A 22799-nucleotide genomic window follows, 5' to 3' on the forward strand; every position below is an offset into this window, starting at 1 on the left:
CGGGGCCCGCCGGTCGGCGCCGGGTCCTAGGCTCGACCCACCGCCGCGGGCAGACGACCGGCGCCGGTGGAGTCCAGCGGTACGTCAGCGTGTGCCGTCCGTCGGGGGCGGCGCACCGGGCAAGGAGGGCCGCATGACCGTACGGCGCGTGATGGGCATCGAGACCGAGTACGGGATCTCCGTGCCCGGGCACCCCAACGCCAACGCCATGCTCACCTCGTCCCAGATCGTCAACGCGTACGCGGCGGCGATGCACCGGGCACGGCGGGCCCGCTGGGACTTCGAGGAGGAGAATCCGCTGCGCGACGCCCGGGGGTTCGACCTCGCGCGGGAGGTCGCGGACGCCAGCCAGCTGACCGACGAGGACATCGGCCTCGCGAACGTCATCCTCACCAACGGGGCCCGGTTCTACGTGGACCACGCGCACCCCGAGTACAGCTCGCCCGAGGTGACCAACCCGCGCGACGCCGTGCTGTGGGACAAGGCCGGCGAGCGGATCATGGCGGCGGCGGCGCAACGCGCGCTGGAACTGCCCAACGGGCAGACCATCCACCTCTACAAGAACAACACCGACAACAAGGGCGCCTCCTACGGCACCCACGAGAACTACCTCATGAAGCGGGCGACACCGTTCGCCGACATCGTCCGCCACCTCACCCCCTTCTTCGTCTCCCGCCAGGTGGTCACCGGCGCCGGCCGGGTCGGCATCGGGCAGGACGGCTCGGCGCACGGCTTCCAGATCAGCCAGCGGGCGGACTACTTCGAGGTCGAGGTCGGCCTGGAGACCACGCTCAAGCGGCCGATCATCAACACCCGGGACGAGCCGCACGCCGACGCCGAGAAGTACCGCCGGCTGCACGTGATCATCGGGGACGCCAACCTCTCCGAGATCTCCACCTACCTCAAGCTGGGCACCACCTCGCTGGTCCTGTCGATGATCGAGGACGCCTTCATCGCCTCCGACCTCGCCGTCGACCAGCCGGTGCGCACCCTGCACCGGGTCTCCCACGACCCGACGCTCAAGCACCTGATCACCCTGCGCAACGGACGCAAGCTCACCGCCGTCCAGCTCCAGCTCGAGTACTTCGAGCTGGCCCGCAAGTACGTCGAGGACCGCTTCGGAACCGACGCGGACGAGCAGACCGTGGACGTGCTGGCCCGCTGGGAGGACGTCCTGGGCCGGCTGGAGCGCGATCCGATGTCGCTGTCGAAGCAGCTGGACTGGGTCGCCAAGCGGGAGATCCTGGAGGGCTACCGCAGCCGGGACGCCCTGGGGTGGGAGAACCCGCGGCTGCACCTGGTCGACCTCCAGTACAGCGACGTACGGCCCGAGAAGGGCCTCTACAACCGTCTGGTGGCCCGCGGGCGGTTCGAGCGGCTGCTGACCGAGGAGGAGGTCGAGCACGCCGTCTCCAAGCCCCCGGAGGACACCCGGGCGTACTTCCGCGGGCGCTGCCTGGAGCAGTACGCGGAGCACGTCGCGGCGGCCTCCTGGGACTCGGTCATCTTCGACCTGCCGGGCCGGGACTCGTTGCAGCGGGTGCCGACGCTGGAGCCGCTGCGCGGCACCCGCAACCACGTCAAGGAGCTGCTGGACCGCTGCCGCACGGCGGAGGACCTGCTCCGGGTGCTCTCCGGCGGGTAACTTTTCGATCACCACGGGTGAACGTCCGCCGAATGGGAATCATCCGGGGTGGCAGCGGGTGTTGGACAGGAAGCGCCACCGGCAAACCGGGAGCGGTAGTCGCACCTTGTGTATAGGGTCGGTGCAACGAGCAGCGACCCGACCGACCAAACCGTGCCAGACGATTCGAGCGGGGTGAGGGAAATGGCGAGCAAGGACACCGGCGGCGGCCAGCAGCGGGCAAACCGCTCCTCCGAGGAGGTCGAGGAGCAGGCCGCGGAAACGCAGAATTCCGACGACCTCAAGGAACGCCAGGAAAAGCTGGACGACGACGTCGACGCGGTACTGGACGAAATCGACGAAGTGCTGGAGTCCAACGCGGAGGATTTCGTGCGCGGCTTCGTGCAAAAGGGCGGCCAATAACCCGTCCCCGGTCATCGGGAATTCACGGTCGCGACCGTCGAGGGCGGTCGGGCGGCGCTCGCCGCCCGGCCGCCCGGCACCTTCCCTCCCCCCGTGGACAGTGATCGTCGGGCGGGTAGGGTGCGGGCAGCGCGCGCTTCAAGCTACCTGGAAGGAATCGTGTGGAAGCCAACACTCGCGGCACCGGGCGTCTACCGGCTGCCTTCCTGACCCCGGGGTCGTCCTCGTTCCTCGAATTCCTCGCCGAGCACCGGCCGGAGCTCGTCCCGGGCCACCGCGGGCTCCCCGAGGGCGCCGTCGTCGAGGCCCCGCACGGGACCACGATCGTGGCCGCGGTCTTCGACGGCGGCGTGGTGATCGCGGGTGACCGCCGGGCGACGATGGGCAACGTGATCGCCCAGCGCGACATCGAGAAGGTCTTCCCGGCGGACGAGTACAGCGCCGTCGGCATCGCCGGCACCGCGGGCCTCGCGGTCGAGATGGTCCGGCTGTTCCAACTGGAGCTGGAGCACTACGAGAAGATCGAGGGCGCCACGCTCTCCCTGGAGGGCAAGGCGAACCGCCTCACCACCATGATCCGGGGCAACCTGGGCATGGCGATGCAGGGCCTCGCGGTCGTGCCGCTGTTCGCCGGCTACGACCTCAACCTCGGCCGCGGCCGGATCTTCAACTACGACGTCACCGGCGGCCGCTCCGAGGAGCGCGGCTTCGCCGCCACCGGCTCCGGGTCGGTCTTCGCCCGGGGCTCGATGAAGAAGCTCTACCGCGAGGACCTGACGGCCGAACAGGCCGTCACCCTGGTCGTCCAGGCCCTGTACGACGCGGCCGACGACGACTCCGCGACCGGTGGCCCGGACCTCGCCCGCAAGATCTTCCCGATCGTCTCGCTGATCACCGAGGACGGCTTCCGCCGGCTCACCGACGCGGAGGTGGGGCAGACCGCGGTCGCCATCACCGACGAGCGCCTGACCCGCCCCAACGGCCCGCAGGCCCCGCTGATCTAGCCGTCACCTCACAGGAAAGGGACGACCGCCGGTGTCGACACCGTTCTACGTCTCACCCCAGCAGGCCATGGCGGACCGCGCGGAGTACGCCCGCAAGGGCATCGCGCGCGGTCGCAGCGTGGTCGTGCTCACCTACGCCGACGGCATCGTCTTCGTCGCCGAGAACACCTCCAGGGCGCTCCACAAGGTCTCCGAGATCTACGACAAGATCGCCTTCGCGGCGGTCGGGCGCTACAACGAGTTCGAGAACCTGCGCATCGGCGGCGTGCGCTACGCCGACCTGCGCGGCTACTCCTACGACCGCGCCGACGTCACGGCCCGCGGCCTGGCCAACGTCTACGCCCAGACCCTGGGCACCATCTTCTCCTCGGTCGGCGAGAAGCCGTACGAGGTCGAGCTGATCGTCGCAGAGGTCGGCCGCACCAGCGACAACGACCAGATCTACCGGCTCACGCCGGACGGCTCGGTCGTCGACGAGAAGAACTACGTGGTGGTCGGCGGCAACGCCGACTCGATCGGCAACTACCTGGGCCAGCGCCACCGCGTCGGCATGAGCCTGACCGAGGCGGTGACGGTCGCGGTGGACTCGCTCGCCCGCGACCCCAACGGGGGCAGCCCGCGCAGCCTCACCCCGGAGCAACTGGAGGTCGCGGTCCTCGACCGCCAGCGGTTCCAGCAGCGCAAGTTCAAGCGGATCCTGGGCAACCAGCTCGGCCGACTGCTCGACGGGGACCAGACCGCCGAGTCGGACGACGAGGAGAACCCGGCGGACACCGCGCCGGAGTAGCAGTGCCTGCGGAGTCCCGTACGGCGGCCGGACCGCCGTCGTACGGGACTCCGGTGCCCCTGCGGCGGCCCAGTCGTCGTGGAGGCGGTTTCGGACAGCTCCGACAGAGAATGGAGTGCTCATGGACCGCCGGATTTTCGGGCTGGAGAACGAGTACGGCGTGACCTGCACGTTCCGCGGACAGCGGCGGCTGTCGCCGGACGAGGTCGCGCGGTACCTGTTCCGCCGGGTCGTCTCCTGGGGCCGCAGCAGCAACGTGTTCCTGCGCAACGGCGCCCGGCTCTACCTCGACGTCGGCTCCCACCCCGAGTACGCCACCCCCGAGTGCGACGACGTGACCGAGCTGGTGACGCACGACAAGGGCGGCGAGCGCATCCTCGAAGGGCTGCTGGTGGACGCCGAGCGGCGCCTCCACGAGGAGGGCATCGCGGGGGACGTCTACCTCTTCAAGAACAACACCGACTCGGCCGGCAACTCCTACGGCTGCCACGAGAACTACCTGGTGGCCCGGCACGGCGAGTTCTCCCGGCTGGCCGACGTGCTGATCCCGTTCCTGGTGACCCGGCAGCTGATCTGCGGGGCGGGCAAGGTGCTGCAGACCCCGCGCGGCGCGGTGTACTGCGTCAGCCAGCGGGCCGAGCACATCTGGGAGGGCGTCAGCTCCGCCACCACCCGCTCGCGGCCGATCATCAACACCCGGGACGAGCCGCACGCGGACGCCGAGCGCTACCGCCGGCTGCACGTGATCGTCGGCGACTCCAACATGTCCGAGACCACCACGCTGCTCAAGGTCGGCGCCACCGACCTGGTGCTGCGGCTGATCGAGGCCGGCGTGGTGATGCGCGACCTCACCCTGGAGAACCCGATCCGGGCGATCCGCGAGGTCAGCCACGACCTCACCGGCACCCACCAGGTGCGGCTCGCCAACGGCCGGGAGGCCAGCGCCCTGGACATCCAGGAGGAGTACTACACCAAGGCCCTGGAGTTCGCCGACCGCAAGGGCATCAACACGGGCACCATCGCCCGGGTCCTCGACCTGTGGGGCCGCACCCTGGAGGCCGTCCGCACCGAGCGGCTGGACGGGGTGGCCACCGAGATCGACTGGATCATGAAGTACCAGCTCATCGAGCGCTACCGCGAGAAGCACCAGATGAGCATGTCCAACCCGCGGGTGGCCCAGATCGACCTCGCGTACCACGACATCCACCGCCGCCGCGGCCTGTTCTACCTGCTCCAGGGCAAGGGGCAGGCGAAGCGGGTGACCACCGACCTCAAGACCTTCGAGGCCAAGTCGATCCCGCCGCAGACCACCCGGGCCCGGCTGCGCGGGGACTTCATCCGCCGGGCGCAGGAGCAGCGCCGGGACTTCACGGTCGACTGGGTGCACCTGAAGCTGAACGACCAGGCGCAGCGCACGGTGCTGTGCAAGGACCCGTTCCGCTCGGTCGACGAACGGGTGGAGAAGCTCATCGCGGGGATGTAGCCCGGCGAACGCCATGATCACGACGCTCGGCCGGCCCCGGTGGTGTCTACCGGGGCCGGCCGCGTGCCGGGCATACGCTGTCCGTCGAGTCAGAGAGCCGACTTCGACCGACAGTTAGGACCACCGTGCGCCGCACCGCCGGTTTGCTTCTCACCCTGCCGCTGCTGCTGGCGGCCGCCTGCGGCAGTTCCCCCAAGGCGGCCGGTCCGGCGACGCCGTCCGCGGCGAGCGCCGCCCCGACGGTGCCCGCGCCGGTCGCCGAGGCGTCGCCGATGCCCACGCTCTCGGACGGCGGGTTCGGCAGCAAAGCCACCATCACCATCCCCGAGGGCCAGCAGCCCAGCGGCCAGTTCGTGGTGAACACGGTCAGCGAGGGCGAGCGCTCGACCGTCAACAAGGGCGACTGGGTGACGGTCAACTACTCCGCGAAGGACTGGACCACGGGCAAGGACCTGCCCAGCTCCTACGACGCCAACGGCAAGCCGCAGCTCTACCAGGCGGGCAGCGGGCAGCTGGTGCCGGCGCTGGACCAGAGCGTGATCGGCAAGAAGGTGGGCACCCGGCTGCTGGTGGTGGCCCCGCCGGCGGCGGCCTTCGGCGAGCAGGGCTCCGGCCAGTTGGGCGTCAGCAAGAACGACACCGTGGTCTTCGTGCTGGACATCATGGAGAGCCTGCCGCAGGACTCCGCGCTCACCGGGAACATGACCCAGCCGCCCGCGACGCTGCCGCAGGTCAAGGACAACGGCAAGGCGCCGGTGACGATCACCGTCCCGGCCGGGCAGGCGGCGCCCGCCGACCTGCAGCAGGCGGTGCTGATCAAGGGCGAGGGCAAGCAGGTCAAGAGCGGGCAGACGCTGGTGGTGCAGTACACCGGGGTGCTGTGGAGCAACGGCCAGCAGTTCGACGCCTCCTGGACGCACGGGGGCGCGCAGGCGGTGCAGATCGGCACCGGCAGTGTGATCGAGGGCTGGGACAAGGGCCTGGTCGGGCAGAACGTCGGCAGCCGGGTCCTGCTCGTGGTGCCGCCCGCACTCGGGTACCAGGACAAGGCACAGGGCGCCGTCCCCGCGAACTCCACCCTGGTCTTCGTGATCGACATTCTGGAAGCGGTCTAGGAACTCACCCCGGGGATTCCGTACGCTTGGGCGGACGCTCGTACAAACGAAGCGTCCGCCCTCATCCTCAGCTGTCATACTGCCCTCGCGCCGTGGCAGGCGCCGGCCGGCGCCGAGGTGCGGGGCGGACGGTGCGACGGCAGGCCGGCGCTCAGCACGCCGGGCGCAGACCCGAAAGACCTGTGGCGAGATGGATGGGGAGTCATGACTGAGAAGACGCCGAGCCCGGGCGGGGCCGGCACCGCGGCGAACGACAGCTCTGCGGGTGACCCGGCCGCCTCCCGTCCCGGCGGCCCGCTTCCGGGGGACGGCGAGTCGATCGTCGTTCCGCCGTCGATCCTGAAGCAGCAGGCCGGCTGGGCCCAGCCAGGTGAGGCGCCGCGTGCCGTGGGCGGGACGAAGACCGATGACACCCCGCAGATCTTCGCCTCCAACGTGCGCAAGAGCGACCCCTCCGAGGCCGGGTACGACGAGAACCCGCCCGGTGTCGGCCGGCTCGGTGTGATCCTCGGCACGGTGCTGGCCGTGCTGCTGGCCGGCAGCGCCGTGACGCTGTACATGGTGAACAAGGACGGCTCCAAGGACACCGCCGCGGCCAAGCCGGACGCCGCCAAGTCGGCGCCGCCCACGCCGAGCGCCGAGCCGGTGCCGCCGGTCAAGGACAGCGCCAAGGTGCTGCCGACCGTCACCGGCGACTTCGGCAAGAAGGCCGACATCCAGGTGCCGGGCGAGAAGTCCGACGGCTCCTTCGTGGTGAAGGTGCTCTCCGAGGGCACCGGCGCCAAGGTGGACAAGAACTCCTGGGCCTCGGTGGACTACACCGCCAAGGACTGGAACACCGGCAAGGACATCCCCAGCTCGTACGACGCCGACGGCAAGCCGCAGATCTTCCAGGCCGGCACGGACGCGCTGATCCCGGCGCTGGACCAGGCCGTGGTCGGCAAGAAGGCCGGCAGCCGGCTGCTGGTGGTGGCCCCGCCGGCCGCCGCGTTCGGCTCCCAGGGCAAGGCCGACATGTCGATCGGGCCCAAGGACGACCTGATCTTCGTGATCGACATCCGCAACGCCAACGCGCCGGACTCCGTGCTCAGCGGCACCGTCACCCCGCCGCCTGCGGACTTCCCGCAGGTCAAGGACAACGGCAAGAAGCCCGCCGAGATCACTCCGGTGGCCGGCGCCAAGGACCCGACCGAGCTGAAGTCGCACGTCCTGATCAAGGGCAACGGGCCGAAGGTGGAGAAGGGCGAGAAGGTCGTCGTCCAGTACACCGGCGCGCTGTTCAAGGACGGCAAGGTGTTCGACTCCTCGCTCAGCAAGGGCCAGGCGTTCTCCTTCCCGGTCGGCGGCGGCCAGGTCATCCCGGGTTGGGACCAGGGCCTGGAGGGCCAGACCGTGGGCAGCCGGGTCGAGCTGGTGATCCCCGCCGCGCTGGGCTACGGCGACAAGGGCCAGGGCGACATCCCGCCCGGCGCGACGCTGGTGTTCGTGGTGGACATCCTGGACGCCGGTCAGGGCTGATCCACTTTCGGGTGACAATGGACGACGTGTGACCTTCGGGTCCGGCCGCGTGGCCGGACCCGCACGGGCGGCGGGCGCCCCTACGGTGGTCCGGGAACGGACCGGCGTGCGGGCGCCCGCCGCTTGGTCGTGAATGCAATGCGAAACGTGAGAAGAGGGACTGTGAGCCTCAACGAGAAGCCCGAGATCGACTTCCCGATCGGCGACGCCCCGGCGGAGCTGCAGATCCGCGACATCGTCGTCGGTGACGGCGAGGAGGCCAAGCCGGGCCAGGTCGTCAGCGTCCGCTACGTCGGCGTGACCTTCGAGACGGGCGAGGAGTTCGACGCCAGCTGGAACCGGAGCCCCAACGAGTTCCGCTTCCCGCTGGGCGCCGGCCGCGTCATCAAGGGCTGGGACCAGGGTGTCGTCGGCATGAAGGTCGGCGGTCGCCGCGAGCTGACCATCCCGTCGCACCTGGCGTACGGCGCCCAGTCGCCCACGCCGCTCATCCCGCCGCACTCGACCCTGATCTTCGTGGTCGACCTGCTGGGCGTCTGAGCCCGTCACGCCCGTGGGCCGGACCCCTGCGGGGGCCCGGCCCACGGGCGTTCGCGGACGCGGCTTTTGCACTGCGTACCGCTACCGGTACGGTCGGTCCCGCCGGGTGGTGATCGCCCGGTTGGCGCACCCCGCGCGCGGCGCGGCACACCGGAAGGGTCAGCGATGGCGATCGCCAAGGCAGAGCGGCTGATGAATCTCGCCCTGTGCCTGATGAACACCAGACGGCCGCTCTCCAAGAAGGAGCTGCGGGAATCCATCGAGGCGTACCGCGAAGCCTGGCAGAGCAGCAGCGAGGACGCCTTCAACCGGATGTTCGAGCGGGACAAGGACGACCTGCGCGAGCTCGGCCTGGTGATCGACGTCGACGAGAGCACCCTGGACGGCGAACTCGGCTACCTGGCCCGCGCCGACCGCAACCGGCTGCCCGAGATCGCGCTGGACGCCGAGGAGGCGGCCGCACTGACCCTGGCGGCCCGGGTCTGGCAGCAGGCCAAGATGTCCGGCGCGGCCAGCGGCGCGCTGCAGAAGCTGCGGGCCGCCGGAGTGCCGTTCGTCGAGACCGAGGGCCGTACCGCCCTGGAGCCGCGCATCCCCGCCCGGGAGGCCGCGTTCGAGCCGCTGCTCACCGCCGCCCGGGACCGCCGCCCCGTCACCTTCGAGTACCGCAAGGCCGGCGCTGCCGCCGTCGAGCAGCGCAGCGTCGAGCCGTGGGCGCTGGAGTGCTGGCGCGGGCACTGGTACCTGGCCGGGTACGACCGGGACCGCGGCGACGCCCGGGTGTTCCGGCTCAGCCGGATCACCGGCAAGGTGCGGGCCAAGAACGGGGCCTTCCTCGGCACCGTGCCCGAGCACGTGGACGTGCGGGCCACCGTGGCGAAGTTCGCGGGGGAGGGAGCCACCGCGACCGCGACCGTCCGGGTCCGGCGGGGCGCCGGCTTCCCGCTGCGCACCAAGGCGCTGGCCAGCACCCGGGTGGACGACGCCTGGGACGAGCTGGAGATCCCGTACGGCAACGGACTGGGCGCCGACCTCGCCGAGTTCGGGCCGGACGTGCTGGTGCTCGGGCCGGAGGAGCTGCGGGCGGATGTGGTCGACCGGCTGCGGGCGGTCGCGGGGCTGGACTCGGAGGACGTTCGGGCATGAGCAATGCAATCGACCAGACGCGACGGATGCTGTCGCTGGTCACCTACCTGCGCGAGCGGCCCGGGGCCGAGGTCGCCGAGGTCGCCCGGGCCTTCGGGATCAGTGAGCGCGAGCTGATCGCGGACCTCAACGTGCTGCCGATGTGCGGCACCAGCTTCCGCGGCGGCGACCTGCTCGACATCGACACCGACGGTGAGCGGATCTGGTGGCACAACGTCGACGACGTGGCCCAGCCGCTGCGGCTGGCCGCCGACGAGGCGACCGCACTGCTGGTGGCCGCCCGTGCGGTGGCCGGGCTGCCCGGGCTGCGGGCCGGGGACCGGGAGGCGCTCACCCGGGCCGTCGCCAAGATCGAGAACGCGGCGGGGGAGAGCGCCGAGGGCAGCGCCCGGGTCGGCGTGACCTTCGAGGCCGAGAGCCACGTCTTCGCCGACATCGACCGCGCGCTCAGCGAGGGCCGCCGGCTCTGGCTGCGCTACTACTCGCACGGACGCGGCGGGATGACCGAGCGCGAGGTCGACCCGATCCGGCTGCTCACCGAGGGCCACACCTACCTCGAAGCCTGGTGCCGCACCTCCGAGGACCACCGGATGTTCCGGCTGGACCGGGTCGCCGAGATCCGCGTCCTGGACGTTCCGGCCGACCCGCCCCGGCGCGAGCCGCGCGACCTGAGCGGCGGGCTGGTCAACCCGGCGGCGGACGACCCCGAGGTGGTGGTCGAGGTCTCCTCCGGCGGACGCTGGGTGGCCGAGTACTACACCCACGACCGGGCCGAGGAACTGCCCGACGGCGGACTGCGGATCACCCTGCGCAGCGCCGACCCCTCCCAGCTGCGCCCGCTGGCGCTCCGGCTGGGCCGGGACGGCCGGATCGTCTCACCGCCCGAACTGGCCGAGCAGGCGCGCGCGGCCGCGCGGCAGGCGCTGGCCGCCTACGGGGAGGGGCAGGTCTGAGCGGTGGAACCCGGGACCAGATTCAAGGTGTACTGCTCGGAGTGCCGGGAGAAGGTCGAGCTCGCGGCCGAGGAGTTCCGGCTGACGCTCGGCCGCACCCCGGCCCAGGCGCACTACAGCTTCGGCTGCCCCCGGTGCGGGGCGGCGGTGCGCAAGCCGGCCGGGGAGAAGATCGTCGAGGCGCTCACCGGGGCCGGGGTCCGCACCATGCGGCTCGTCCCGGTCGAGGGGTAACGCCCGGGTAGGGTGGGGCCCATGTCCTGGATGCTCGTCGCCGCCGTCCTCCTCGCCACCGCGGGCCTGCTGGTCCTCGGGGTGCTCGCGATCCGGCTGTGGCTGGACGTCCGGGCGCTCGCCAAGGGCGTGGACACGGCCTCGCGGGCGCTGGCCGCGGCGGCCGGGGAGCTGGCGGACGCGGTGCCGAGCCGGGGCTGAACCGGGGCTGAAACGGGGCTGGACCGAGCCGGGTGGGTTCCGGGGCGCGGCCGGGGCGGGCGAGACCCGGGGCCGAAAGGCGCGGCCGAGACGCGGGGCGGGCCGCCCTGACGGCCCTCGACCGGTCGGCCCGGCGGAGCCTTCGGCGGTACGGGGCTGCTGCGCAAGGGCAGGGGCGGGTTACGCTCTCAGTCGGCTCCCGAACCGGGTACGGGGGGCCGCTGTCCTGTTCGGGCGGTCGTCGTCGGGGCGTCATCCGCAGCGGTTACCATCCGCAGCGGACGGCCCGTCGGGCCGCCATGAGTGAAGGTGGTCGCGCATGCGCATCTCGATGACCGCGATCGTGGTGATCGTGGTTCTTGCCATCGTGCTGTTCGGAGCCAAGCGGCTGCCGGACCTGGCGCGCTCGCTGGGACAGTCGCTGCGGATCCTGAAGAGCGAGGCCAAGGCCATGCGTTCGGACGGCGAACCCGAGGAACAGCCCGCTCCGGCGCGGGCGGACGGCGCCGTGCCGCCCGTGGAGCGTACCGTCCAGGCCGCTCCGGGCGCCTCGGCCACGGCCCGTCCGGTGGCCGACCCCGCCACCGGGCCGTCCGCGCCCGACGGCGAACGCCCGCGCTGAGCATGGCGCACGCGACCACGGAGGCCCGTCGACCGGCGGGCCCCGACGCACGAGTTGAGGACCGGGGTTGAGCAAGCTCTCCAAGGCGCCGAAGGCGGCAAAGGATCCTGAGGGGCGGATGGCCCTCGCCGACCACCTGCGGGAACTGCGCAACCGCGTGGTCAAGTCGGTCCTGGCGATCGTGGTCTTCACGATCGTCGCGGCGGTCTACCACAAGCAGCTGGAGAACTTCCTCCTCCAGCCGCTGCCGCAGTGCGACAAGGCGAACGCGGGCCAGTTCCACGGGCGTTGCGCGCAGGTGTCCAACATCGGCCTCACCGCGGGCTTCAACTGGATGCTGAAGGTCGCGCTTACGGCGGGCGTGGTCGCGGCCGTCCCGGTCTGGCTGTACCAGGTGTGGGCCTTCGTGGCGCCCGGTCTGCACCGGCACGAGAAGAAGTACACGGTCATCTTCATGGTCTGCGGCGCCCCGCTGTTCCTGGCGGGCGTGGCCTGTGCCTTCCTGGTGATGCCGACCACCGTCGAGGTGCTGATCTCGTTCACACCGGACACCACGACGCCGATCCTGCCGCCCGAGGACTACTTCGACATCGCCACCCGGATGGTGCTGGTCTTCGGCCTGGCCTTCGAGTTCCCGCTGCTGCTGGTGATGCTCAACCTGGTCGGCATCGTGAGCGGCAAGCGGCTGCTCGGCTGGTGGCGCGGCATGGTCATGGGCATCACGGTATTCGCCGCCTTCGCCACCCCGAGTGCCGATCCGATCAGCATGCTGATCCTGGCCGCGCCGATCTGGGCGCTGTACTTCGCCGCCGTGATCATCGCGATCGCGTCCGACAAGCGCAGGGCGCGCCGCAACCCGGACGCCCAGCTGGACGACGAGGAGGCCTCGCACCTGGACCTCAGCGTCCAGGCGGTGGGCGGGGTGGAGAGCGTCCGGGCGTCGGCGACTCCGACGGCCGGTGCCCCGGTGCCGGCCGCCCGGCACGAGCAGATGGACGACATCACCTGAGCCGCCGGGCTCCGAGGAGGCCCCGGTCCGTCGCTTTCGAGCAGCGGATCGGGGCTTTTCGCTGGTCGAGGCTGCCAAGGTTCCCGGCGGTGGTCTTGGCAGGGCAGATGGCATGTGACATATTACTGGCGTGCTGAAGACCGAGAGACTCCCCCTGGACGTCGTCGTGGTCGGCGCCGGCGTGGTCGGCGCCGCCTGCGCCTACTACGCCGCCCGCGCCGGCCTCGCCGTCACCGTGGTGGACCGCGGACCGGTGGCCGGCGGAACCACCGGCGCGGGCGAGGGAAACCTGCTGGTCTCCGACAAGGAACCCGGGCCCGAGCTCGACCTCGCCCTGCTCAGCGTCCGGCTCTGGCGCGAGCTCGCCGAGGACCTCGGCGCGGCCGTCGAGTTCGAGCCCAAGGGCGGTGTGGTGGTCGCCTCCACCGCCGCCGGGCAGGAGGCGCTGCGGGCCTTCGCCGCCGGGCAGGCCGCCGCCGGGGTGGCCGCCGAGGAAGTGCCCGGCGAGCGGCTCCGGGAGCTGGAGCCACACCTCGCCCCCGGCCTGGCCGGCGGCTTCCACTACCCGCAGGACGCCCAGGTCCAGCCCGCCCTGGCCGCCGCCCACCTGCTGCGCGAAGCCCGCCGGATGGGCGCCGAGCTGATCACCGGGGAGCACGTGACCGCCGTCGACCGGGGGCCGGACGGCGCCGTGCGCGGCGTACGGACCGACCGCCGCCGACTGGCCGCGTCCGCCCTGGTGAACGCGGCCGGCACCTGGGGCGGCGAGCTGGCCGCGCTGGCCGGCGTGGACCTGCCCGTGATGCCCCGGCGGGGATTCGTCCTGGTCACCGAGCCGCTGCCGCGAGTCGTCCGGCACAAGGTCTACGCCGCCGACTACGTCGCCAACGTCGCCAGCGGCTCGGCCGGACTGGAGACCTCCGCCGTGATCGAGGGAACCCCGGGCGGGCCGGTGCTGATCGGCGCCAGCCGCGAGCGCGTCGGCTTCGACCGCACGCTCTCCCAGGAGGTGCTGCGCCGCCTGGCCGGCCAGGCCGCGGAACTCTTCCCGGTGCTCGCCGACGTCACCGTCATGCGCGCCTACCGGGGCTTCCGCCCCTACCTGCCGGACCACCTGCCGGCCATCGGCGCCGACCCCCGGGTGCCCGGGCTGTACCACGCCTGCGGGCACGAGGGGGCCGGCATCGGGCTCGCCCCGGCGACCGGTCTCCTGATCAGCGAGCAACTCGCCGGCAAGCAGCCGGAGCTGGACCTCGCACCGTTCCGCCCGGACCGGTTCCCGGCGGGGTGAGACCTCCGGCCCGGCAGAGGGACCGGGCCCGTAGGGGATGCCGTCCCGCATGCCGTCCCCTTGCCGTCCCGCATGCCGTCCGTATGCCGTCCGTATGTCGTCCCGCATGGGATCCCGTCCTGGATTGGAGAAGCCGCCGATGCGCCGCCGCACCCCCGCCGAACTGGTCGAGGCCGAGCCCGGGCCCGCCCACCACATCGACTTCGACGGGCGGCCCGTACCCGCGCTGCCCGGGCAGTCGATCGCCGCCGCGCTGTGGGCCGACGGCGTGCTCGCCTGGCGCACCACGCGGGTGGGCGGGAAGCCGCGCGGGGCGTTCTGCGGGATCGGCGCCTGCTTCGACTGCCTGGCCACCGTCAACGGCCGCCCCAACCAGCGCACCTGTCTGCTCCCTGCCGAGTCCGGCACCACCGTCACCACCCAGGAGGGCCACGGCCGTGCCGACCTCGCCGTCTGAGCCCCACGAGGGCCACCAGGGCCACCAGGGCCGCGAGACCCACCGGGCGCACGAGACCCATGGGGGGCGCCAGGCCTTCGAGTCACTGCCCTACGACCTCGCGGTGGTCGGGGCCGGTCCGGCCGGGCTCGCCGCCGCCGTCACCGCCGCCGACCTCGGGCTGCGCTGCGTCCTGCTGGACGGCGGGCAGAGCACCGGCGGGCAGTACTACCGCCACCCGGCGGCCGGGCTCGGCGCGGCCCGCCCGGACCGGCTGCACCACCACTGGTCCGCCTACACCGGCCTGGCCGACCGGCTCGCCGCCCACGAGCGGGCCGGGCAGGCCGCCTTCCGCGGCGGACACCAGGTCTGGGCGCTGGAGCGCACCGGACAGGGCTTCGCGGTGCACGTCACACGCGGGCCGGAGAGCACCGACCGGGCCACCGTCCGGGCCCGGGCGGTGCTGCTCGCCACCGGCGCGTACGAGCGGCAGCTGCCGTTCCCGGGCTGGACCCTGCCCGGGGTGGTCACCGCAGGCGGCGCCCAGGCGATGCTCAAGGCCGGGCTGGTGCTGCCGGGGCGGCGGATCGTGGTCGCCGGGAGCGGGCCGCTGCTGCTCGCGGCGGCGTCCTCGCTGGTCACCGCCGGTGCCCAGGTGCCCGCCGTGGTCGAGGCCACCGCCTACCTCGGGTACGCGCGCCGCCCGGGCGTGCTGGCGGGCGTCCCCGGCAAGCTGGTCGAAGGCGCCGGGCACGGCGGCGCGCTGCTGCGGCACGGCGTCCGGCTGCGTCCGCGCAGCGCCGTGGTCGAGGCGCACGGGACGGACCGGGTCACCGGGGTCACCGTGGCCCGGTTGGACGCCGACTGGCGGCCGGTGCCCGGCACCGGGCGCCGGATCGACTGCGACGCGGTCGCGGTCGGCCACGGCCTGCTGCCGCAGATCGACCTGGCCGTCGAACTGGGCGCGCGGACCCGGACCGGACCGGACGGCGCCGTCGCGCTGGAGACCGACGCCCGGCTGCGCACCAGCGTGCCCGGCCTCTGGTCGGCGGGGGAGACCAACGGCGTCGGCGGCGCCGACCTGGCCCTCGCGGAGGGCGAGCTGGCCGCGCACGCGGTGGCCGGAGCGCTGCCGAGGGCCGCACTGCTGCGCCGCCGCACGCGGCTGCGGGCCTTCGCCGAGCTGATGGCCGCCGCGCACCGGCCGGGGCCGGGGTGGACGGGGTGGCTGCGCCCGGACACCGACGTGTGCCGGTGCGAGGAGGTGACGGTCGCCGCGGTCCGGGAGGCCGTGGACGAGCTGGGCGCGGGCGATCCGCGCACCGTCAAGCTGCTCACCCGGGCCGGGATGGGCTGGTGTCAGGGGCGGATGTGCGGTCCGGCCGTGGCCTGCCTGGCCGGCCCGGGTGAGCCGGGGCCGGACCGGCGGCCGCTGGGCTGTCCGGTGCCGCTCTCGCAACTGGCGGCCGGGCCGTCCGACTAGCGGGCTCGACCGCCCAAGGGCGGCCGTGCGCGCGATGGCGTTCGACCGCAGAACGGCGGCCGCGCGCCGACCGGCAGCCCTTCCGTGGAACGGGCGGGCCGGAGACCCTTGTCTCCGGCCTGTCCGCTCCTATAAAATGTCACACCTCACCAAGGAGTCCACGTGTCCATCACCCCGCACGACACCACCCGCCCCTGGCGCGGCATCATGGTCGCCACCACGATCCCGCTGCGCCCGGACCACTCCGTCGACTACGACGCCTACGCCGAACACGTCCGCTGGCTGATCGACTCCGGTTGCGAAGGCGTCGTCCCCAACGGCTCGCTGGGCGAGTACCAGACGCTCACCGCCGAGGAGCGCGCCCGGGTCGTCGAGGTCGCGGTCGAGGCGGCCGGCGACGGCTCCCGGGTCATGCCCGGCGTGGCCGCGTACGGCAGCGCCGAATCCCGCCGCTGGGCCGAGCAGGCCGCCGAGGCCGGCGCCGGCTCCGTCCTGCTGCTGCCGCCGAACGCCTACCGGGCCGACCACGACTCGGTGCGCGCGCACTACGCCGAGGTGGCCCGGGCGGGCCTGCCGATCGTCGCGTACAACAACCCGATCGACACCAAGGTGGACCTCGTCCCCGGGCTGCTCGCCCGACTCCACGCGGACGGTTCGATCGTCGCGGTCAAGGAGTTCAGCGGGGACGTCCGCCGCGCGTACGAGATCGCCGAACTGGCCCCCGGGCTGGACCTGCTGATCGGCGCCGACGACGTGCTGCTGGAACTGGCGCTGGCGGGCGCGGTCGGCTGGATCGCCGGCTACCCGAACGCGCTGCCGGCGGCCTCGGTGGCGCTCTACGACGCGGCCGTCAAGCACGACCTGGAGACGGCGCTGCCGCTGTACAAGTCGCTGCACTCGCTGCTGCGCTGGGACTCCAAGACCGAGTTCGTCCAGGCCATCAAGCTCTCCATGGACATCGCCGGGCGCCCCGGCGGGCCGGTCCGGGCGCCGCGCCGGCCGCTCACCCCGGAGACCGAGGCGGCCGTGCGCGCGGCCACCGAGAAGGCGCTGGCCGACGGCCTCGTCTGAGCTCCCCCGGACGACCCGGCCCGGGGCCGGGTCCTCGGACCCTCCGGCCGGCTGCGGGGGCAGCCGGCCAGGCCCACACCGACCATCCGAACCTGTACGGGAGTTGTGACCCATGCGCAGCCGTCACGTGTTCCACGCCGTCGACTCGCACACCGAGGGCATGCCGACCCGGGTGATCACCGGCGGCTTCGGCGTCATCCCCGGCGCCACCATGGCCGAGCGCCGGGTGCACTTCCAGCAGCACCTGGACCACTTCCGCACCCTGCTGATGTACGAGCCGCGCGGCCACGCGGCGATGAGCGGCGCCGTCCTGCAGCCGCCCACCCGGCCGGACGCCGACTTCGGGGTCCTCTACATCGAGGTCTCCGGGCTGCTGCCGATGTGCGGGCACGGCACCATCGGGGTCGCCACCGTGCTGGTCGAGACCGGGATGGTCCCGGTGGTCGAGCCGGTCACCACCGTACGGCTGGACACCCCGGCCGGCCTGGTCGTCGCCGAGGTGCGGGTCGAGGACGGCGCCGCCAAGGCGGTGACCATCCGCAACGTGCCGTCCTACGCCGTCGCCCTGGACCGCAAGGTCGAGGTGCCCGGCCACGGCCCGGTGGGCTACGACCTCGCCTACGGCGGCAACTTCTACGCCATCCTGCCGCTCGCCGAGTTCGGGCTGCCCTTCGAACGCGAACGCAAGCAGGAGATCCTGGACGCGGGCCTCGCGCTGATGGACGCGATCAACGCCAGCCCCGACCGGCCGGTGCACCCGCAGGACCCGTCCATCCACGGCTGCCACCACGTGCAGCTGCTCGCGCCCGGCTCCACCGCCGAACACTCCCGGCACGCCATGGCCATCCACCCCGGCTGGTTCGACCGCTCACCCTGCGGTACCGGCACCTCGGCGCGGATGGCCCAGCTGCACGCGCGCGGCGAACTGCCGCTCGGGCGGGACTTCCGCAACGACTCCTTCATCGGGACGACCTTCACCGGCCGCCTGGTCGAGGAGACCGAGGTGGCCGGACGGCCCGCGGTGGTACCCACCGTCACCGGGCGGGCCTGGATCACCGGCACCGCCCAGTACTTCCTCGACCCGGCCGACCCGTTCCCGGCGGGGTTCCTGCTGTAGACAGGGACCGCTCCGAAAAGCAGGAACTGCTCCGGATGACCGGAACCGCTCCGGACAGCCGGGACCACTCCGGACAACCGGGAGCGTGCCGACAGCGGGGACCGCTCCGGATCGCCGGGACCGCTCCGAACCTCCCCTGAAGGGCTGCCAGCTGTGACCATCACCTCGTACAACCCCGCCGATCCGGACGACCTCGTGATCGCCGTCGAGGAACCCGGCGCCGAGGCCGTGCGGGCCGCCGTCGGGCGGGCCCGGGCCGCGCAGCCCGGCTGGCTCGCGGCGGGGGCCGGCGTCCGCTCCGCGGCGCTCGGCCGGATCGCGGACGCGGTCGACGCCAACGCGCGGGAACTGGCCGCGCTGATCGTGCGCGAGGTCGGCAAGCCGCTCGCCGAGGCGCAGGGCGAGGTCGCCAGGACGGCGGCGATCTGGCGCTACTACGCGCAGGCGCCGTACGCCCCCGCCGGGACGGTGCACGACACCGCCGCCGGGCCCGGGCTGCTGCTCACCCGGCGCCGCCCGTACGGGGTGGCCGGGCTGATCGCACCCTGGAACTTCCCGCTGGCGATCCCCAGTTGGAAGGCCGCGCCGGCGCTGGCGGTCGGCAACACCGCGGTGCTCAAGCCGGCGCCCGAGGCCACGGCGTGCGCGTTGCGGCTGGCCGAACTCGCCGGGCTGCCCGCCGACGTGCTCACCGTGCTGCCGGGCGGCGCGGAGGAGGGCGCGGCGCTGGTGGACACCGCGGACGTGGTCTCCTTCACCGGCTCGACCGGCGTCGGGCGGGCCGTGGTGCGCGCCGCGACCGAGCGCGGGATCCCCGTGCAGGCCGAACTCGGCGGTCTGAACGCCGCGTTGGTGCTCCCGGACGCCGACATCGCGACGGCTGCCGCGCACATCGCCGCCGCCATCGCCGGGTACGCCGGGCAGAAGTGCACCGCCACCAGCCGGGTGATCGCGGTCGGCGCCGCGTACGAGCCGCTGCGCGAGGCCCTGGTCAAGGCGCTCGCCGCGGTGGACGACACGGTGTGCGGGCCGGTGGTGGGCTCCGGCGCCCGGGACCGGCTGACCGACGCCGTCGGCTCGGCCGTCGAAGCCGGGGCGAACGTGCTCACCGGCGGCGGGGTGCCCGAGCGGGCCGGCTGGTACGTCGAACCGACCCTGCTCGCCGACGTACCGGCCGAACACCCGCTGGCCCGCGAGGAGTTCTTCGGCCCGATCGCCGTCCTGCACGCCGCGGCCGACCTCGACGAGGCCATCACGCTCGCCAACGACACCCCGCACAGCCTCTCCACCTCCGTGCACACCCGCAGCCTGGACGTGGCGCTGGCGGCCGCCGACCGGCTGGACGCGGGCATGATCCGGGTCAACGCCCCGTCCAGCGGTGTCGACTTCCACCTGCCCTTCGGCGGGACCAAGGGCGCGAGCCACGGCGACCGCGAACAGGGCCAGGCGGCACTGGACTTCTACACCGTCAGCCGGACCGTCAGCGTGCTGCCGGGCGGGGGCGCACTCTGATGTTCGTGCAGACGGTGGACTACCACACGGCCGGCGAGCCCTTCCGGATCGTGCTCGACGGCGCACCCGCGATCCCCGGCGACACCGTCGCCGAGCGGCGCGCCATCGCCCTCGGAGCGGGCGGCGGCGCGACCGCGCCCCGGCCGAGCGCGCTGGACGACGTCCGCCGGCTGCTCACCCGGGAACCGCGCGGGCACGCCGGGATGTACGGCGGGTTCCTGGTGCCGCCGGACGACGACGAGGCGCACCTCGGCGTGCTGTTCTGGCACAAGGACGGCTACTCGACGGCCTGCGGTCACGGCACCATCGCGCTCGGTGCCTGGGCCGTGGACTCGGGCCTGGTGGCGGCCCCCGCCGACGGCGTGGCGCGGGTGCGGATCGACGTGCCCTCCGGCCGGGTCACCGCACTCGTGCACCGGGCCGGCGGCCGGACCACCGGGGTGACCTTCCGCAACGTGCCCAGCCGGGTGAGCGCACTGAAGCTCCCCGTCGAGACCTCGCGCGGGACGGTGGAGGTCGCGGTGGCGCACTCCGGCGCCTGCTACGCCTCGGTGCCGGCGGCGGCCGTCGGGCTCGCGGTCGAACCGGCACGGTTGCCCGAACTCGTCGCTGCCGGGCGGGAGATCAGGGCGGCGCTGGCCGACGCCGAGGCCGTCGCGCACCCGACGGACGCCCGGCTGTCCGGCGTCTACGGGGTGATCCTCTACGACGAACTCCCCGCTGAGGACGGCGCGTTGAGCCAGCGGAACGTCACCGTCTTCGCGGACGGGCAGATCGACCGCTCGCCCTGCGGCTCCGGCACCTCCGCCCGGCTCGCGGTGCTCGCCGCCGAAGGCCGGCTGGCGGCGGGGGAGCGACTGCGGCACGAGTCGGTCATCGGCACGGTGTTCACCGGCCGGGTGCTCCCGGGCGGCGACCCGCTGGGGGATGGCGTCGTCACCGAAGTGACCGGCACGGCCCACCGCACCGGCGAGCACGGATTCGTCCTGGAGGCCGCCGACGAGCTGGGAACGGGGTTCCTGCTGTGAGCCGGATCGGTCCGCCGGGCGAGGAGATCCCGGACCCGGCCGGTTCGCCCCGTGCGGCGGCCCCAGGCCCGGCCGGTTCGCCCCGTGCGGCGGCCCCAGGCCCGGCCGTCGAGCCGGACACGGCTGTCGTGCCGCTCCGGTACGCCGTGCCGGGCACCGGCGGAGTCGGTCCCGCCGAGGCGGTGCGGGCCATCGAGCGGGTGCTGCTGGACGGGTTCGACCCGGAGGCGGCGCCCGCCCGGTCGGTCGTACCGGTGCCCGCCGGCGAACTGCTGCTGATGCCCGCCGCCGCAGGGCGGTACGCGGGCGTGAAGATCGCCGGGGTCGCGCCCGCCAACCCCGAACGCGGACTGCCCCGGATCACCGGCGGCTACCTGCTGCTCGACGGGCCCACCCTGCAGCCCCTCGCGCTGCTGGACGGCGCCGCGCTCACCGCCCTGCGCACCCCCGCCGTCACCGCGGTGGCGCTGCGGCGACTGGCCGTGCCGGAGGCGGAGCATCTGGTGCTGTTCGGCTCCGGGCCGCAGGCGTACGGGCACCTGGACGTACTGCCGGCCGTCCGGCCGCTCACCCGGCTCACGGTCGTGGCGCGCGACGCCGAGCGGGCCGCGGCACTGGTCGCGTACGGGCGGAAGCTCGGCCTGGCGGCCGCCGTCGGCGGGCCGGAGGCGGTCGCGGAGGCGGACCTGGTGGTCTGCTGCACCACCGCCCGCACCCCGCTGTTCGACGGTGCGCTGGTGCCCGCGCACGCGGCGGTCGCGGCGGTCGGCTCGCACGAGCCGGACGCGCGGGAGGTGGACGAGGTGCTGGTCAGGCGCGCCGAACTGTACGTCGAGGCGCGGTCGGTGGCGGCCCGGGAGGCCGGGGACCTGCTGGTGGCGGGTGTCGCCGGGCGGCAGGTGTGGAACCTGGCGGAGCTGGTGCGCGGCGACGCACTGGTGCCGGCCGGGCGGCCGCGGTTCTTCAAGAGCGTCGGGATGGCCTGGGAGGACCTGGCCGTCGCGGCGGAGGTCCACCGGAGCCGGTGACGTCCGGCCGCGGTGAGGACCGCCGGGGGGCGGTTGCCGCCGCGGCGGACGTCGGCCGCCGGGGAGCCGGGCCGGCCTTGCCCGGGGTGGCAGGCAGATCGTGTGCCGTCGGCCGTTGTCACGGCCGACGGCCGCTGCCACGATGGCATTCGGCATTCGGCATTCGGCAACGGGCGTTCGGCAACGGGCGTTCGGCGGGTCGTTCGGATCGAAGGGCTGAGCGGAGCATGTGGTCGTACGGCCTGCGTGGTCCGGGTGGTCCGCGTGGACTGTTGCACACTCAACGTAACGTGACATTGTACGCTGGTGTTCTGCACCCATCCGGAGGAACACCATGGCCGACCTCAAACCCCGCACCCTGATCTCCGTCCAGGAGCGGCTTCGCGACCAGGTCGCCCACGCACTCCGGGCGGCCCTGATCTCCGGCGAACTGCGCCCCGGCGTCGTGTACTCGGCGCCCGCCCTCGCCGCCGACTTCGGGGTCTCCGCCACGCCCGTCCGCGAGGCCATGCTGGACCTCACCCGCGAGGGCCTGGTCGAGGCCGTCCGCAACAAGGGCTTCCGGGTCACCGAGCTGACCGAGCGCGACCTGGACGACTACACCGAGATCCGCGCCCTGATCGAGGTCCCGACCGTCGGCCGGGTGGCCCGCACCGCCGCCAAGGAGCAGCTGGAGCGGCTGCGCCCGCAGGCGGAGGCCATCGTCGCCGCCGCGCGCAAGCACGACCTGATCGGCTACCTGGAGGCGGACCGGCAGTTCCACCTCGACCTGCTCGGCCTGGCCGGCAACGCGCGGCTGGTCGACGTCGTCGGCGACCTGCGCAAGCGCTCGCGGCTGTACGGCCTCACCCGGCTCGACGAGCGCGGCGAACTGGTGTCCTCGGCGGAGGAGCACCTGGAGCTGCTGGACCTGATGATCGCGGGTGACGCGGAGGCGGCGGAGGCCTGCATGACGCGCCACCTGAGCCATGTCCGTTCGCTGTGGGCCGGGCAGGAGGAGGCGGCGGAGCCGGAGCGGCCGGCGCTTCGGCTGCGGGCCCGGTAGCGCCGGTAGTGGTCGAACCACCCGTCGAGGCCATCGTCGTACAGCCCGAGCGTCGGAGGACGCCCGGGCTCCACGGTGCTGCCGGCGCCGATCGGGGCGTGGGTGGCCCTCTCGGTGGACGACGCGCCG

Annotated in this window: 23 protein-coding genes; all 23 read left to right on the forward strand. The window is 73.2% G+C overall.

Annotation, left to right across the window (positions count from 1 at the left end):
• Positions 1-133 precede the first annotated feature (133 nt).
• The 23 genes from dop (at position 134) to IF30_RS0125940 (ending at position 22670) form a co-directional block, all read left to right on the forward strand.
• A complete protein-coding gene (gene dop, locus IF30_RS0125830; RefSeq protein ID WP_030242819.1) occupies positions 134-1645 on the forward strand; it encodes a depupylase/deamidase Dop in 1512 nt (503 codons plus the stop codon).
• A 183-nt stretch (positions 1646-1828) separates the two neighbouring features.
• Entirely contained in the window at positions 1829-2047 is a 219-nt protein-coding gene (locus IF30_RS0125835) for a ubiquitin-like protein Pup (RefSeq protein WP_030242821.1), read from the forward strand.
• Between the two features lie 161 nt (positions 2048-2208).
• The gene (gene prcB, locus IF30_RS0125840) at positions 2209-3051 is read left to right on the forward strand and encodes a proteasome subunit beta (protein WP_030242822.1); all 843 of its coding nucleotides are present in this window, start codon (positions 2209-2211) and stop codon (positions 3049-3051) included.
• Positions 3052-3082: 31 nt separating this feature from the next.
• Positions 3083-3838 (forward strand): proteasome subunit alpha, encoded by a 756-nt coding sequence (gene prcA, locus IF30_RS0125845; protein WP_030242824.1) that lies wholly within the window; start codon positions 3083-3085, stop codon positions 3836-3838.
• A 121-nt stretch (positions 3839-3959) separates the two neighbouring features.
• A complete protein-coding gene (gene pafA, locus IF30_RS0125850; RefSeq protein WP_030242827.1) occupies positions 3960-5321 on the forward strand; it encodes a Pup--protein ligase in 1362 nt (453 codons plus the stop codon).
• 125 nt (positions 5322-5446) lie between these two features.
• The gene (locus tag IF30_RS0125855; protein WP_030242828.1) at positions 5447-6436 is read left to right on the forward strand and encodes an FKBP-type peptidyl-prolyl cis-trans isomerase; all 990 of its coding nucleotides are present in this window, start codon (positions 5447-5449) and stop codon (positions 6434-6436) included.
• Positions 6437-6640: 204 nt separating this feature from the next.
• Positions 6641-7954, forward strand: a complete 1314-nt coding sequence (locus tag IF30_RS0125860; RefSeq protein ID WP_051711144.1) for an FKBP-type peptidyl-prolyl cis-trans isomerase — start codon at positions 6641-6643, stop codon at positions 7952-7954.
• A gap of 138 nt (positions 7955-8092) precedes the next feature.
• Positions 8093-8494 (forward strand): FKBP-type peptidyl-prolyl cis-trans isomerase, encoded by a 402-nt coding sequence (locus tag IF30_RS0125865; protein ID WP_420791158.1) that lies wholly within the window; start codon positions 8093-8095, stop codon positions 8492-8494.
• A gap of 165 nt (positions 8495-8659) precedes the next feature.
• Entirely contained in the window at positions 8660-9640 is a 981-nt protein-coding gene (locus IF30_RS0125870; RefSeq protein WP_030242834.1) for a helix-turn-helix transcriptional regulator, read from the forward strand.
• Positions 9637-10593, forward strand: coding sequence for a helix-turn-helix transcriptional regulator (locus IF30_RS0125875; protein ID WP_030242836.1), 957 nt, complete (start codon positions 9637-9639; stop codon positions 10591-10593). The genes IF30_RS0125870 and IF30_RS0125875 overlap by 4 nt, the downstream gene beginning before the upstream one ends.
• 3 nt (positions 10594-10596) lie before the next feature.
• Entirely contained in the window at positions 10597-10827 is a 231-nt protein-coding gene (locus IF30_RS0125880; RefSeq protein ID WP_030242838.1) for a hypothetical protein, read from the forward strand.
• A gap of 21 nt (positions 10828-10848) precedes the next feature.
• A complete protein-coding gene (locus tag IF30_RS0125885) occupies positions 10849-11028 on the forward strand; it encodes a hypothetical protein (protein WP_030242840.1) in 180 nt (59 codons plus the stop codon).
• 319 nt (positions 11029-11347) lie between these two features.
• On the forward strand, positions 11348-11650 hold the full coding sequence (gene tatA / locus IF30_RS0125890) for a Sec-independent protein translocase subunit TatA (protein WP_051711146.1): 303 nt from the start codon (positions 11348-11350) through the stop codon (positions 11648-11650).
• Positions 11651-11768: 118 nt separating this feature from the next.
• On the forward strand, positions 11769-12659 hold the full coding sequence (gene tatC / locus IF30_RS0125895) for a twin-arginine translocase subunit TatC (protein WP_051711148.1): 891 nt from the start codon (positions 11769-11771) through the stop codon (positions 12657-12659).
• A gap of 130 nt (positions 12660-12789) precedes the next feature.
• The gene (locus IF30_RS0125900; RefSeq protein WP_234322840.1) at positions 12790-13950 is read left to right on the forward strand and encodes an NAD(P)/FAD-dependent oxidoreductase; all 1161 of its coding nucleotides are present in this window, start codon (positions 12790-12792) and stop codon (positions 13948-13950) included.
• Positions 13951-14089: 139 nt separating this feature from the next.
• Positions 14090-14407: a (2Fe-2S)-binding protein gene (locus IF30_RS0125905; protein ID WP_030242847.1), complete on the forward strand. Its 318-nt coding sequence runs from the start codon at positions 14090-14092 to the stop codon at positions 14405-14407.
• Positions 14388-15869 (forward strand): NAD(P)/FAD-dependent oxidoreductase, encoded by a 1482-nt coding sequence (locus tag IF30_RS0125910; protein ID WP_420791159.1) that lies wholly within the window; start codon positions 14388-14390, stop codon positions 15867-15869. The genes IF30_RS0125905 and IF30_RS0125910 overlap by 20 nt, the downstream gene beginning before the upstream one ends.
• Before the next feature lie 207 nt (positions 15870-16076).
• Positions 16077-16940 carry a dihydrodipicolinate synthase family protein gene (locus IF30_RS0125915; protein WP_107054521.1) on the forward strand — a complete coding sequence of 288 codons (864 nt, stop codon included), beginning with the start codon at positions 16077-16079 and terminating at the stop codon, positions 16938-16940.
• Between the two features lie 112 nt (positions 16941-17052).
• Complete coding sequence (locus IF30_RS0125920) at positions 17053-18057, forward strand: proline racemase family protein (RefSeq protein WP_030242853.1); 1005 nt, start codon at positions 17053-17055, stop codon at positions 18055-18057.
• A 144-nt stretch (positions 18058-18201) separates the two neighbouring features.
• Entirely contained in the window at positions 18202-19569 is a 1368-nt protein-coding gene (locus IF30_RS0125925; RefSeq protein WP_030242854.1) for an aldehyde dehydrogenase family protein, read from the forward strand.
• A complete protein-coding gene (locus IF30_RS0125930; RefSeq protein WP_030242857.1) occupies positions 19569-20597 on the forward strand; it encodes a proline racemase family protein in 1029 nt (342 codons plus the stop codon). Before IF30_RS0125925 ends, IF30_RS0125930 begins: the two co-directional genes overlap by 1 nt.
• A gap of 128 nt (positions 20598-20725) precedes the next feature.
• Positions 20726-21625, forward strand: coding sequence for an ornithine cyclodeaminase family protein (locus IF30_RS0125935; protein ID WP_051711156.1), 900 nt, complete (start codon positions 20726-20728; stop codon positions 21623-21625).
• Between the two features lie 334 nt (positions 21626-21959).
• A complete protein-coding gene (locus IF30_RS0125940; protein ID WP_030242862.1) occupies positions 21960-22670 on the forward strand; it encodes a GntR family transcriptional regulator in 711 nt (236 codons plus the stop codon).
• Positions 22671-22799: the final 129 nt, after the last annotated feature.

Origin of the sequence: Streptomyces sp. NRRL S-350, assembly GCF_000719705.1 — a bacterium.
Classification (GTDB): domain Bacteria; phylum Actinomycetota; class Actinomycetes; order Streptomycetales; family Streptomycetaceae; genus Kitasatospora.

Excerpts from the sequence above, each read along its gene's own strand:
- dop (WP_030242819.1), top strand. The coding sequence starts at position 134 with ATGACCGTACGGCGCGTGATGGGCATCGAGACCGAGTACGGGATCTCC.
- IF30_RS0125835 (WP_030242821.1), top strand. The coding sequence starts at position 1,829 with ATGGCGAGCAAGGACACCGGCGGCGGCCAGCAGCGGGCAAACCGCTCC.
- pafA (WP_030242827.1), top strand. The coding sequence starts at position 3,960 with ATGGACCGCCGGATTTTCGGGCTGGAGAACGAGTACGGCGTGACCTGC.
- IF30_RS0125860 (WP_051711144.1), top strand. The coding sequence starts at position 6,641 with ATGACTGAGAAGACGCCGAGCCCGGGCGGGGCCGGCACCGCGGCGAAC.
- IF30_RS0125865 (WP_420791158.1), top strand. The coding sequence starts at position 8,093 with ATGCGAAACGTGAGAAGAGGGACTGTGAGCCTCAACGAGAAGCCCGAG.
- IF30_RS0125870 (WP_030242834.1), top strand. The coding sequence starts at position 8,660 with ATGGCGATCGCCAAGGCAGAGCGGCTGATGAATCTCGCCCTGTGCCTG.
- IF30_RS0125875 (WP_030242836.1), top strand. The coding sequence starts at position 9,637 with ATGAGCAATGCAATCGACCAGACGCGACGGATGCTGTCGCTGGTCACC.
- IF30_RS0125885 (WP_030242840.1), top strand. The coding sequence starts at position 10,849 with ATGTCCTGGATGCTCGTCGCCGCCGTCCTCCTCGCCACCGCGGGCCTG.
- tatA (WP_051711146.1), top strand. The coding sequence starts at position 11,348 with ATGCGCATCTCGATGACCGCGATCGTGGTGATCGTGGTTCTTGCCATC.
- tatC (WP_051711148.1), top strand. The coding sequence starts at position 11,769 with ATGGCCCTCGCCGACCACCTGCGGGAACTGCGCAACCGCGTGGTCAAG.
- IF30_RS0125905 (WP_030242847.1), top strand. The coding sequence starts at position 14,090 with ATGCGCCGCCGCACCCCCGCCGAACTGGTCGAGGCCGAGCCCGGGCCC.
- IF30_RS0125915 (WP_107054521.1), top strand. The coding sequence starts at position 16,077 with ATGGTCGCCACCACGATCCCGCTGCGCCCGGACCACTCCGTCGACTAC.
- IF30_RS0125920 (WP_030242853.1), top strand. The coding sequence starts at position 17,053 with ATGCGCAGCCGTCACGTGTTCCACGCCGTCGACTCGCACACCGAGGGC.
- IF30_RS0125930 (WP_030242857.1), top strand. The coding sequence starts at position 19,569 with ATGTTCGTGCAGACGGTGGACTACCACACGGCCGGCGAGCCCTTCCGG.
- IF30_RS0125940 (WP_030242862.1), top strand. The coding sequence starts at position 21,960 with ATGGCCGACCTCAAACCCCGCACCCTGATCTCCGTCCAGGAGCGGCTT.